This window comes from Desulfogranum marinum (assembly GCF_016918565.1).
GTDB lineage: Bacteria > Desulfobacterota > Desulfobulbia > Desulfobulbales > Desulfobulbaceae > Desulfogranum > Desulfogranum marinum.
This window is the reverse complement of the sequence record NZ_JAFFQD010000019.1, coordinates 83,988-96,657: the sequence shown is the minus strand read 5'-3', so window position 1 is coordinate 96,657 and position 12,670 is coordinate 83,988. Positions and strand designations below refer to the sequence as shown.

Here is a 12,670-nt window from a genome sequence, read left to right as displayed (position 1 = left end):
AAGGATGCACTGTCGATCTGTTTCACTGCGAATGTTGAAATATACACCGTCAGCCCAGATATACACATATCTCTTGAGCTTTAGGTCGCGTCTACTCCAGCTCTCGTGCTCTTTTTCCCATACCTGCTTCAACCGACTAATGGTGGAGGCCGACAACCCTTTAGCATCGCTGCCAAGAAGGGCCTGTAATGCTTCATGGAAATCCCCTGTAGAAATACCTTTGAGGTAGAGCCAGGGAAGAACCTCTTCAATGCTTTTGGTCTTTCGCAGATAAGGGGGCAAAAGAGCCGAATTGAACTTGACCCCCTGTCCGCTTTTGTCACGTATCTTTGGAACCTTGACTGTAACCGGACCAATTCCTGTTTGGATCTCACGCTCAGGTAAGTAGCCGTTACGGACTACCTGACGATGGCCATTGCTATCTTTACTGTCAGCGTGTTGATCAAGCAGGACGTTTAGTTCTGCTTCCACGGCATCTGTAATCAGCTGACGAGCACCTTTACGAAGTAACTCCGTTAACGGATCGGAACAAAACTCTGCTGGCTTTTCAAGCGGGATAACTTTATTATCACTCATGACGTATCCTTTTTTTGTTGGGATTAATTTTGGTCGATTATTTCCAACAGGATACGTCATTTATTTTTTCATCGCTTACTCAAACACCACTTTTGATCATAACTCGTGTTTCGCCAGCAACAATGGATGTACGAGAACCGCAAGCATCGTATTGATAATCGTATTGTCAGTGTCAGCCAGCCGCATGTTCGACCGATAAAACGTGGCAAAGAACAGGAGGCGGCGTTGCCAGGTACACGATTTTTTCCATGGTTTTTAAGCTCGGCCAAAGTGCTCAGAAAAGATGGCGAAGGCTGAGAGGTTTTAAACTGCTTGCAAATGTAATACGAGGTGTTCAATTTAAAGATGGGGAGCCTGTGGCTCCAATAGTGGGCGAAGAATCTGACAGAGCTGTCGTTTAGGAATCATTCTCCGAACGCCAGACTTGACTATAACTCCACGGGGTTTGCTCCATTTTATGTGTTTACGCTATAAAAACCCAAGTTCTGACGCTTACGAATAATCTCTTGAGATCAGGAGGTCTGAATTTTATTTTTTGGGGTATAGTGAGGTGGGGATAATGGCGGGGCGCAAAATCAAAATGGTTTGGGGGAGGTTGACCTATTGGGGAAATCTATCATCCCGTCGGCGCACTCCCCATGCTTTTTGGATTACATTCCTCTCTCAACGTGAGTCCGTTCTCGTGAACGCTGCGCATTAAAAACTTACCTTGCTTCATACATGCAACTTCCGGGGTGACCCATGTCTCAATCCCACTATCTTAAAAGGTGGTTGCTCTATTGTGCTGAGATTACTTCGATCGCGTTGGTAATCTCAGCACAAAGTCAGGAACACCATCTTGTGGCGCTTCATCAAATTCTCCTGATACCCTTAGCTGGTAGGTCCCTTTTTTCCTCTATAGAGCACAATGGAAAATTTAAGCAACTTTTACGGGTATCAAGCAGAAACCAAAATTCGGGCATCCAAAACCAGAGTTCCCGCTGCTATTCATAAGCGCCACAGTTAACTCTTCCGCCAGGGGCAACAATAACCCCGTTACTGTCTGTTATGGGTACACCATTATAGTCCTCTATATTTGGGACACCCTGCCACACGGAATTATCACAGGCATCTTCTGCCGGTGAACCAGCCTGTAATTGAAAGTCGTTACTATCGGGAGAATTAAATAACGGATTTTTAGAAATCGTATTCGTCCCCTTCAAATCGGCAAACGCACCACTACCACCCGTTACGCCGTAAATTACGTTGTGACTCAAGGTAACCACTGAAGGGCTAACATTTTTATCCACACCGATTTGGAAATTGTAAGCACTGGAGAGAATATTGTTTTTAAATGTTACACTTTTTATTAGCTGATCAAATATTCTTACCCCACCGTACCAGTTGGTGCCGCTTGTCCCATTACGATACAATGTATTGTTATAGATGAATATATCATAAACCGAAGCACCAGTCGGACCTGCATTATGAAATACTATCCCGCCCCTTTTGGCATTCTCAACGATGTTATGCCGCACCGTAACATTATGTAAAGCACCTCCTTGTTCTGCACCTATAGATATTCCACCTGCACCTATGTCACGAACATAGTTACTGTATACTTGAATATTATAAGTATCTGCATTGTATGCGTCGACGTATATGCCGTTGGAACCACCAGCTATACCCCATACGTTGTTATGATGGATCGTGCCATTCTTAGAGCCTTGCTTAGAATCTATGCCAGCACCTCCAGGAGGGTTATAGGAAGGATTGCAGTTCTTATATGAATCGTTGTAGGCTACCTCAAATCCGTTTACAGTAGACAGTGATATTTGTTCGCTGGCACTATTACAATTGGTCATCGAAACGTCATTGTGGAGTACCCTAATATTGGAATTGGCATTCATTTTAATTCCGGCAGATTCTGTCTTGTATACCTCACAGTTTGACACCGTGATATAGGAACCACCATAAAATCCAATCCCAGAATTCTCGGTACCTTTATTAATCCCAGAGTTTTGCACTCGAATATTTTCTATGATGATATAATTTTTTCCGCTACCCCTAATCAGTCCATGGTTTTTTGCTAGATTAACACCCGCGCCATCAATGACAGGCTTGTTTCCCGTTCCGTATGCCCCAAAGGTGATACTGCCACCAGTCGCTGAGCCGCTGCTCGGAATTAGTAGCTGCTCTTTCCACGTGTCACCACGTTTAAACAAGATACGATCACCAGGCGAAAAACGAGAGCTATTTACTTTACTTATAGTCGCCCACGCTGAAGCAGCGGTTAACCCACTGGAATTATTATTGCCGTTTTTGGCAACAAAGTAGGTGGTGCCGGTACCTTGGGGCTGGAGGTCTGAGGGGCTCCCCGGTTGCGCATGGAGTGTTGAAAATGGGACATGGCAACAAAGGATTAGAAATAAAAAATTTATTATTATTATTTTTTTCATCGGCTTAAAATTTTTTAAAGACATATTTTTCCTCTACGGATCAAAAGGGATCTAATCCGAAGCGACATTTATTATAAGTGGATATTGCTCATTGCTACTACTTGAACCCGGAGCTGTGACAGATAATTTTACCTGATTTGAATTATTACTTTTCGACCCCGCCTTGTCATAGGAGGTTGCGACAAAATAATACGTTTTCCCACAAGTAAGGTTCGGCACTGCCGCTATAATCCGTCCATTAGTAGGGTCTGGGTTACCGACATCCAGCGAACCACTATAGGGGCCGCCATTTGTTAAGCCATAATGAATTTTATATCCTGTTATATCTGCGCCGGTATTTGGTTTCCAGGAAAATTGCTCCGTGCAAGTCGCAGCAAATGTAGCTGTTGCGGAAAGAAATATTCCTACAATTCCCATCGTTAAAATTTTCATGAGATACCTCCGTGTTCTATTTCAGCACTCTAGATGCGTGCAAAATATGTTGATTATCTTTGATTTTCTGTTGATTCATGGTTCGCAGTTGCCTTATTTAGCTGTACCGATAGCAAGGTAACCCATGGGTTCTTTTGCGTGTCCTGTTTCGGTATCTTTCGACTTTTCCTCTTCAACTATTATCTGAGTACTGGTTTGTGATGTATTCTTAATACGCACCGCTGCGGTATCACCACCATAGGAGGCTTGCATGTCGGCAAAGAAGAAGGGTTTAGATGAAAAATCAGCTTCGTACTTCAGGGTGAGCCAGTTGTGGTCGACATTCGTAGGTGTCCGGGAGGTCTCAAACATGACACCGTTCATTTCCACCATGCCCGGTTCAAAAGCGATGTAACCAATGGTTTCAACCGCAGAATGACCAGCCGCTGTTTTTTCCTGCTCTTGCAGTTTGTGTTGAAAGGAAGTTATACCAACGCTACTCAACCTGTTAGTCACCGCATCATCTTCAGTGTTTGACATAACCTGGGTCATGATGACAGGAGTGAGGTCATATCTCTGCTGCAGGGACACCTGCTTAAGTGTTTTGGAGCCATTGAAACTTCCGGCCTCCATCTTGATGCCGTTGCCCACGGTGTATGTCCCTTTTTCCATGACCAGGTAGCTTACGGTTTCCCTGGCATGGCCGCCGTCCAGATAATCCCATTCCTGGATACGTATATCAAAGCCTTTCTGGTTGACATTGCGGATTCTTACCACAGATGGATCCGCACCGTTAGTTGTTGGAGGGCCGGCAATAACTATCGGTTGATTGTAACTGTTTTCAAAGAGTACTGTTACCCAACTATTGTTGATGCTCAGGCTGCCCACCTCGAAGTTTAAACTACTTGATGAAATTGTGCCTGAATCAGTCGTGCCACCACTATCGGTATCAGCGTCAGTCGTGCCATTATCGTCGATAGAAGTGCTTTTGGTCACGACGATGGGGGTCGTTGTTGTATCAGAGAGCCCCTGGCTGTCGACAACAGTGAGTTTGGCGTAATAAGTACCTGTTGTTGTATAGATGTGGGAGGCGGTAGCACCGCTGCTGCCTTCCGTGCCATCTCCAAATGTCCAGCTGTAACTTACTATAGATGAGTCGGAATCCGTTGAAGACTTCCCGTTAAAGCTCACTGTCAGCGGTGTATTACCCGCCGCTGTTGAAGTAGAGATGACAGCATTCGGAGACTGTGGAGTGGATGTATCTTGGTCAGATGCTGTGCCGGTACTGGAGCCAAAGGTAAAAGGAAAAGAAGGCGATGGCGGACTCTCCGAATTATCGGAGTAGTAGGCTGTGAGGGTTAAATAACCTGTACTTTCTTCGGAGCTGACATTGCAGGTTATCCTGGAGCTGCTGGTATTGGTTGTTGTGCAGACTTGTTGACCATCCATGTAAAGTCGATAGCCGCGCAGCTGTTTTGTCGAGTAGCTAGGTGCGCTAAAGGCAAATTGTACATCCAGGCTGTACTGTTCGGCCCCTGTTGAAATGGCCGGGGTGAAAAATAACATAGAGAGGAAAAGCAGTGTTTTTTTCTTCATTTTTTTTTTATGCAATGTAAGTATTACTGTGTTGGGAACGTGAAACTGTTGGTAGAAAAATCTTCCTTTCTGAATTCCCGGTGGACTATTTTTTACAATTGGCATCGTATAAGCAGAGGGCATGCCAGATATTTAAAAAATTTATTTATCGTGTTATTATGGATAATTAACAAAAATAGCAAAAAGTTCTGGTCCTATTTCCTGGTAATCCAAAGGAGATCTTGGTAATCCGATGGCTGTCTTGGTAATCCAACTGTCGCCCTAGTAATTCAAATCCTTGCTTGGGAATCAGACATTAAACCTGCGCAGTTTGGCTTTGATTGGTTGTTGTCGGTTTGGTAATAATGACTGGGTGCTTGAATTCTCTCTCCATTTGCGCAGGCTTTATTTTTATTGATATTTTAGCTGGATAGGCTATATCTGTATGTGCTGTAGCCTGTGTCAGGCTTGCTGTCTGTTACTTTAAGGGGGTACAGTATATTCATCGGCCCCAGAGTGTAGGGGTGCTCAACGGAACTACCGACAGAAATGTTTTGCCACTACAATTCTATTGCTATTGGCTAATGAAGCTGTCAAAATTTACTCTGAGAGAGTTGTTGACTATCTTGGAGTGATATAGAAAGGTTAGCTCAAAGGCGCGCGTATAAAAAGTACCCCCTGGGTTGGTACTTGATGCCGGCGATTTGATGAGGTAGCATTTGTTGTCGTAACAAAGCAACACCCAATGCGTTCTCAACGGTCAGGAAATTTTTGATGAAGGAGAGCAGGAGACATTTTTATATTGCCATTGTACCATGAGTGAGAGGAGGGGTAGGGCTTGGCAATCATTTTCTCAATAAGTTTAACGAAGAGCTGTAGACGCTGGGGAAGGACTGTATCAAAAACGATACCGATACCTCAAGGATTATGAAAAGGTTATGGTGAAAATTTTGATGAAGAAGATTAGTAACTCCAAACAAATTGATTCTACTCGTAGCTGCACCGCGAAGGTTACACTGCTGGCGACAGTCTGCTCTATGGTAATCTTTCCCCATCATGCTCAAAGCGAATCTGAGCTGCCACCTGCGACAAATGATACTGTCCAGGTACAAGAATTATCAATCCATGATACCATTCAACAAACCTTTAACGCTGCCACTGGATACATTCACCCTTTTCTATCGGTAGAGGGAGGATATTCAGACAACATTTTCAATACCAAAGACAATGAGAAGGAGGACTTTTATACAACAATCTCACCTGGACTTTGGGTTGCAACGCCTCGAAGCAAAGAGATTGTGCTTAACATCGACCCCTCAAACACCGCCCCTGGCGGCTTGGCTTTTGAGTTTCAGCCAAGTAATATCCAAAAGAAATTTCAGGCCTACGCGCTGTACGAGGCCGATATAATCAGCTACTCTTCGGAGGGCCAAAATGACACCACTAATCATACCGCTGAAGGAATGATTTCCTATGCACTCTCTGATGATGTAACTTTTGAGTTGATTGACAAGTATATCCACTCGTTTGATACTTTCCGGTCAGACGGTTCCCTTGATGGTGTCCTGCAGACATATAACTCCAACGTGCTGATTCTCTCAGCTGATTACGATTTCAACCCAAAGCTTTCCGTCGAAGGTGTCTATTCTAATTTTTACCTGGACTACGAACGACCGGAAAGAGCTTTCCGTGACCGTACTGATAATGCTGGTGCCCTGTATTTAAACTATCAATACTCACCGAAAACTTCTGTTTTTCTCAACGGTGAATACGTTCGGTTATCCTTTGATACGGCAACAGAGAACGATGCTGATCAGTATAACCTTTATGCGGGTATGCAATGGCGACCATCGGGAAAAACGAGCCTCCGCGCACGCTTAGGTTACGTGAATAGATCACGTGATGCAGAAGATGCTGAGGATGCTAGCGAACCTGCAGGAGACCTTAGAATTCAATATAATATCACCGAAAAAACTTCTTTAACTCTCTTGGGTGCCAGTAACATATTTGTATCTGATAGTAATAATTACGGCTATACACGGAATAATTTCTTGAGGCTCGGTTATCGCCAGAACATTACATCTAAAATTTTGGCAGGCCTGGTTGCTCGTGTTGGCAGGAGAGATTACCAGGGAGGAGATCAAAGTGACCGGAACGATGATTATTTTCAAATTACCCCATCTATCCAATTTAATTTGAAAGAGTGGATGACGGCAAGGCTAAGCTACATTTATGAAACTCGAGACTCAGATATAGAGGCGAATGATTACCGTAGTAACAGCGTGCTCCTCAAATTTATTGTGTCTCTTTAATCAAAGATATATGGCATATATTTATTTATAAGGTGCCACCCTTATTGGTCCCATAAATATTTTCGTTTTATGGTCAAATGAAAAAAGAGGTATTTTGAAGATCAGCCGCGACTTTCAGTTTAGGTGTTCTCCTCGTCGAGATAACGGTAGATGCTCTGGAGCCCTGAAAACAATCCCAAGTGCGAAACGATCCGTCGAGTAGAGATTGGTTTTGCCCATCTTCACTTCAAATACACCAAGTCCTTAGTAAGGTATGTGCTCAACCTTCTCATGTTCCTGACTATTGTTGATGTTTTCAAACATTTGGGATTAAGTCGGGCTTGATCAATAGCTACATGAGCAATGTAGTTGAATGACAACTGTGGCGTTGGATAGAGATGGCTAGAAGCTTTGGCATAGACAAGTTGTTGAAATTTGAGAAGACTATGTAAAGGCATTTTGAAGGAATATTGACCTGTTTTGATGTGGACAGTCTATCCGCGTGGGCCCTGAAGGAGTCAACAACAAAATAAAGACAATGCAAAATTATAGAACATTTCAATGTTTTTTCTCTCTTTGCTCCATTTTTGTACCCATAGCTTATAAATAGGTAGCAGGCCCTTTACAAAAGGTTTGTTCAAATTTTCGGGCCCACCTCTTTCTGTTATTCGTAAGCCCCGCAGTTAACTGTTCCATCAGGAGTTACAATGTTTCCATTTTCGTCGGTTATAGCCTTCCCGTCATAGTCTGTTATATTTGGTATTCCTTGCCAGACTGAGGCCTTTCCCGTATTCTCAGCGGGTGAGCCATTTTGCAAGTGAAAATCGCTCGCGCTGATAAAGAGTGGGTCTGAAAGTATTGCGTTGTTACCTGCAACTCCATCCACACTAGATACATTCGGTGTGTTGATAGTTCCATGCATGACATTATTCTCGATGTTGTAGCCGGCCCTATCTGGAATTGTCATGCTCGTTGTAGAAAAGCCAACCTGATAACCAACGTTTTGGCTAAAAATATTATTCTTTATATTGACATTAGAGGCGTCAGGGTTCCGTATAAAATATCCGCCTTCCGAAGCAGGCGAAGCAGGACCACAGTTTACAACTGTGTTATTATAAACGTATATGTTCTGAATAGGGTCGGCTTTTCCAGCACGACCTGGGTGTATCATTAAACCCGTCCTTATATTTTCAATAATATTGTGATGTACAAGCACGTTATCAAGAGTGCCGCCTTGCTCAGAGCTTGTCTGGATACCTGTGCCACCATCGGTGAAGTCATGAACATAGTTATTGTATATTTCGATATTGGTAGTCAACTTATTCCAGGCATCAGCGTAGATCCCATTTACACTGTGTAGGTTGTAAATTTCATTGTGATGAATCTTACCGTTGTATGAGCCACCCTTCATGTCTATACCAGAACCACCATATCCAGGACCGGTGGCTCCGTTGTTATGAACCTTATTGTACATCACTTCGATGTCATGCGAGCGGCCGGAGATAGATATACTTTCACTTTTGCTCCTTACACATGCCATTTCCACTTCATTTGCAGCGATCACTATATTCTTTGATCCGTGAGCACGTATTCCGGCAGCTTCGGTATTGCTAACCTCGCAATTTCTTATTATCCCGTGGCTTGTTCCAATTGCAAAGTTGATACCATGGTTCTCATTGCCGGCAGCAGAGTCACCACCGGGAATCACATACCCGACATCTTGCACGCGCAAGCCATCTATGATGATATAGCTTTTACCTGATGATTGTATCAGGCCCGCATGTTTGGCTAAACTGACTCCGGAACCATCAAGTAAAGGTTTAGCGCCTGAGCCATAGACGCCAAAAGTAATGTAACCACCTGCAATATTACCGCTAGATGGGATGACTAACTGTTCATTCCAGGTGTGACCACGGTTGAACAGTACGCAATCTCCAGGTGAGAGGAAAGAAGAACTATTTACTTTACTTATAGTCTTCCAAGCAGTGCCGGGAGTTAAACCGTCAGCAGCATCGCTACCATTGTTGGAAACATAGTAGGTGGCTCCGGTGCAGGTTTGTATTTGCTTTAGCTGTCCGGGTAAACGATGAAATGTGGCTGCTTTTATCTCTGGTGTTAATATCGATAATATGAACATTATTAATAGTGTCAGTCGCATTTAATCACCTTAAAATAATAACTCAAACCCGATATCAGAGTTGGTGTAGTGACGAAGATGATCATCCCTGATAATATTGGCAAGATAGCTTTTGGGGAACTTTTGTCGTATAGGCTGGTGTTTCATTATTGAAGAAGATGTCTGTTTTTTTATTACCCTATCAAATTGTTGTAGTAGATAAAGAAAGCAAAAGAGGCCGAGGTCTCTTTTTGCCAGTTGGCTTTGAAAAAAAATATTACGAAAAACTGCTTACGGCATGAATTATTTGGTATCCACAGTTGACGCCCGACCCAATCGATGGGCTGGCGGAGTAAAGTAGACCACCTTATTGTTTGATTCAACAGCAAAAAAAGTCTTGCTCTATGTCATTTTTATAGAGGACACATTTACCTGATGAACCTTTTTTTTGATTTAGTTTTACTCATTAAGCTTTGCTATGGCAGCTTTAGCACGTCGCATTCGATCTTGAATTACTTTATCTGTGATTTTGTCTGTCAATAACGATGCTTTTGTATGAGGTCTGTCAGAATATGAGTAGACAATAATATTGCTCAATCCTGCCGCATTCACAAAATTAATTGTATCCTCAAAATCTGTCTCTTCCTCGCCGGGAAAACCGATAAGTATATGGCAACCAAGTTTCAACTCAGGAACCTTTGCATGAATAGAACTAATACATTCTAACGCTTCGTTAGCTTTGTACAATCTTTTCATTGATTTCAGAATTTTATCACTCCCCGATTGGACAGGTATCCCTATGTATTCGAATTTAGATTTGTTTTTAGTGATGAGTTCTAACAATACCGGAAAGTATTGATTCAACCATCTTGGGCTAAAATCATCGATAATAAGGCGAAAAGGAACATCTCTTTTCATCATTTCACCCAAGAGTTCCGTAATATCTGTTCCGATATCTTGTCCCCAGCACCCCACATCCTCTCCCAACAAACGAAATAATGTATACCCATTAGCTAGCCCTTCATCAAAGATTTTTAGAAGTTCTGTTAAGGGGACAGATTTCACAGAACCACAGTAAAATCTGATAGCACAATAACTACATTCGTCCAGGCAACCCGTTGCAACTCGTATATTATAGATAGCCTCCCCTTTGTAGGAAATACTTTCCTCTTGTGGTCCATGGACTACCACTTTTTTGAATTTATTTTTCAGAGAAGAAAAGCCTTTATTTTTGAGGGTGTGGAATATTTTGTTAGCCGACGTTCTTAATGACTGCAGATCCTGTTCAACAAGAAACTTATCGAAAGCAGAGAAACTATTAAAAAGATCCTCTTGGTATTCACTGAAATCATTTGGCAGGGGGATTTCGTTAATTTTTTTCTTCGCATTAATGATGTCATCTAGCTGATTAAACTGTTTACGTTTCAAAGCAATGACATTAAAGGCTTCAACTGCTCTTTCAGGGTTTATGCCGGAAATACAACCACTCAGGATAAGTTTATTACCTTTTTTCATTTTTTTGTTTACTGCTTTTAGCAGCGCAAGAGTCTCATTTTCGTACTTTTGGGTGAAAGCACATCCAAATAAAACGACAATATCTGCGTGTTGAAACTTTGTAGTTATTTCCCACCCATTCATTCGAAAATATTTAACTATTAGTGTCGCATCTTGTAAACTTCGAGGGCATCCGTTACCAAAACTTACACATACTTTTTTCATATCTAACAATTCCATATTAAGAGGTAGTCCCGTTTTGGGGGCCATCGGTTTAGCTTTTTAAATCAACCTTTATTTTTGACTTAACTCGTTATTTTGTTTTTCGGAATAATTGAAACATCCCGCTACGTATTCAGAATATTGGTTGGATACCTTGGACAGGGGCAACATGTCCACTTTTTATCATAGCGAAAAACCGGAATTCAAAAAATGGCACCCAGTCATCTTGTATCTATTGTGCTCTAGCATAATATGTGCCGAGTAAAAAATAAGATGTTTTTCCTTGTTGCTTCATAGTCTTAGCTTGTTTTGCGTGAAGAAATCTCGAGGGGAGGGAGGGGATCTTTTTTCCGAAATTATGGAATTTATTATCTCTGTCGGAAAACAGGACAACGAACCTCACTTTTCGGAAGTGTTTGAACAATGGGAGCCAGATGAGTCTCAAGGTTCACATATAATTATGAGAGTGCCTCAATGGAAAAATATTAGCGGGCACTTACTTTGTTAACAATTACAAATATGCTCTTTTTTTATACTCAATTAGCTAATTTTTACCCCTCAATTCTTTCAAAATAACGAATATTATTTTGTAATGCTTCTCATGGAGTTGGAGAATTCTCCAATTTGAGTTAGTAGGTTATGGTGTTTCGCTTCCCTTGGAATTGGTACGAAAAGACTATACCCATCTCAATAATAGCCGCTAACGCCTCCGTAAAAATAATCTTCATAATGTTACTCATCAGAAAAAAGAATCACCTTACCCCATGGTTGGATGGATCAGGGGACGGAAGAGGTGTGTGTACACATTTCGAACCACCAATTAATTGTATGTGTTGGCCGTTCTGCGATCATCCTACACAGAGGAAGTATGAAATGATCAAGACTAAAACACTCTTTTGGGAGGTAATGTAAGATTACATTTTGATGTACAATAGGATTATACGATGCTGTACCACATCTTGGAAGCCGATGATCGAGGTCCGCCTTCAACCGTCTCGTTCATATGAAAAGGCGGATTTTTTTTGCCAATATTTTTCAACAAACTTTTAGTGTATGGTGTTGACATCACTGGAACGGTAAAAGTTATGAAAGTTTTTCAAGAAGGGGGATGGTATGGACGCAAATAATCTATGGGAAATACTTGGCGAGTTAGAGCAAGAGGAGCATTAACAGGTTTTGATCCAGCTGTTTATGAAGTATGAAGAACGGCAGAAAACTAATCCAACAGATAGTGAGGCCCAACAGTTTTTTGGCTATCTCAGCGCCATTATCAACCATGTCCGGTCTTGTAATGTCAATCGACGCTGAGCATGAGGTGCTCCTCCATTATAAAAGGCACTTTCAAATGTGTAATGCTACCTCTCTTCAGGGATCATGGTCAAGTTAGATGGAATGGGGGGCTCTTTGTATTGTTAAGTGTTTTAATGCAGGCAACTAATTTTACTTGTCGGCAAGCGATGACTATAGTTGCTCGTATGTGAGTTGAGTAACGCTTCACCAGGTAATGGATAATCGTGATATGTGACGTGTAATCATCGTGCAAGGAT

The 12,670-nt window shown here is 42.2% G+C and carries 8 protein-coding genes and 1 pseudogene; 3 read left to right on the top strand and 6 right to left on the bottom strand.

From position 1 onward, the window contains the following. The coding region (locus tag JWH17_RS11980; RefSeq protein ID WP_205222859.1) for a transposase at positions 1–576 on the bottom strand (576 nt) is incomplete at its 3' end. Positions 577–702: 126 nt separating this feature from the next. Between JWH17_RS11980 and JWH17_RS11975 the strand changes: the two genes are divergently transcribed. Together JWH17_RS11975 and JWH17_RS23775 are read left to right on the top strand one after the other, a co-directional pair. Beyond that, positions 703–873, top strand: a complete 171-nt coding sequence (locus JWH17_RS11975; RefSeq protein ID WP_205222862.1) for a hypothetical protein — start codon at positions 703–705, stop codon at positions 871–873. Next, positions 816–977: pseudogene (locus JWH17_RS23775) on the top strand (IS256 family transposase); the annotation flags it as partial. The gene JWH17_RS11975 and the pseudogene JWH17_RS23775, both read left to right, overlap by 58 nt. 582 nt (positions 978–1,559) lie before the next feature. Here JWH17_RS23775 and JWH17_RS11970 read toward each other — a convergent pair. From JWH17_RS11970 to JWH17_RS11960, 3 genes are all read right to left on the bottom strand, one after another. Next, entirely contained in the window at positions 1,560–3,038 is a 1,479-nt protein-coding gene (locus JWH17_RS11970) for a right-handed parallel beta-helix repeat-containing protein (RefSeq protein ID WP_205222858.1), read from the bottom strand. Between the two features lie 27 nt (positions 3,039–3,065). Next, positions 3,066–3,446, bottom strand: coding sequence for a fibronectin type III domain-containing protein (locus tag JWH17_RS11965; protein WP_205222857.1), 381 nt, complete (start codon positions 3,444–3,446; stop codon positions 3,066–3,068). A gap of 93 nt (positions 3,447–3,539) precedes the next feature. After that, positions 3,540–5,021, bottom strand: coding sequence for a PKD domain-containing protein (locus JWH17_RS11960; RefSeq protein ID WP_205222856.1), 1,482 nt, complete (start codon positions 5,019–5,021; stop codon positions 3,540–3,542). A gap of 917 nt (positions 5,022–5,938) precedes the next feature. On the opposite strand from JWH17_RS11960, the gene JWH17_RS11955 reads away from it, so the two are divergent. After that, positions 5,939–7,312: an outer membrane beta-barrel protein gene (locus tag JWH17_RS11955; protein WP_205222855.1), complete on the top strand. Its 1,374-nt coding sequence runs from the start codon at positions 5,939–5,941 to the stop codon at positions 7,310–7,312. 643 nt (positions 7,313–7,955) lie between these two features. On the opposite strand, the gene JWH17_RS11950 is transcribed toward JWH17_RS11955, so the two are convergent. Together JWH17_RS11950 and JWH17_RS11945 are read right to left on the bottom strand one after the other, a co-directional pair. Further along, positions 7,956–9,449: a right-handed parallel beta-helix repeat-containing protein gene (locus tag JWH17_RS11950; RefSeq protein ID WP_205222854.1), complete on the bottom strand. Its 1,494-nt coding sequence runs from the start codon at positions 9,447–9,449 to the stop codon at positions 7,956–7,958. Positions 9,450–9,866: 417 nt separating this feature from the next. After that, on the bottom strand, positions 9,867–11,126 hold the full coding sequence (locus JWH17_RS11945) for a radical SAM protein (protein WP_205222853.1): 1,260 nt from the start codon (positions 11,124–11,126) through the stop codon (positions 9,867–9,869). Between the last annotated feature and the right edge of the window lie 1,544 nt (positions 11,127–12,670).

Bases quoted from the DNA above. Each gene is read 5' to 3' on its own strand.
- JWH17_RS11975 (WP_205222862.1), top strand. From the start codon at position 703: ATGTACGAGAACCGCAAGCATCGTATTGATAATCGTATTGTCAGTGTC.
- JWH17_RS11970 (WP_205222858.1), bottom strand. From the start codon at position 3,038: ATGTCTTTAAAAAATTTTAAGCCGATGAAAAAAATAATAATAATAAAT.
- JWH17_RS11965 (WP_205222857.1), bottom strand. From the start codon at position 3,446: ATGAAAATTTTAACGATGGGAATTGTAGGAATATTTCTTTCCGCAACA.
- JWH17_RS11960 (WP_205222856.1), bottom strand. From the start codon at position 5,021: ATGAAGAAAAAAACACTGCTTTTCCTCTCTATGTTATTTTTCACCCCG.
- JWH17_RS11955 (WP_205222855.1), top strand. From the start codon at position 5,939: ATGGTGAAAATTTTGATGAAGAAGATTAGTAACTCCAAACAAATTGAT.
- JWH17_RS11950 (WP_205222854.1), bottom strand. From the start codon at position 9,449: ATGCGACTGACACTATTAATAATGTTCATATTATCGATATTAACACCA.
- JWH17_RS11945 (WP_205222853.1), bottom strand. From the start codon at position 11,126: ATGAAAAAAGTATGTGTAAGTTTTGGTAACGGATGCCCTCGAAGTTTA.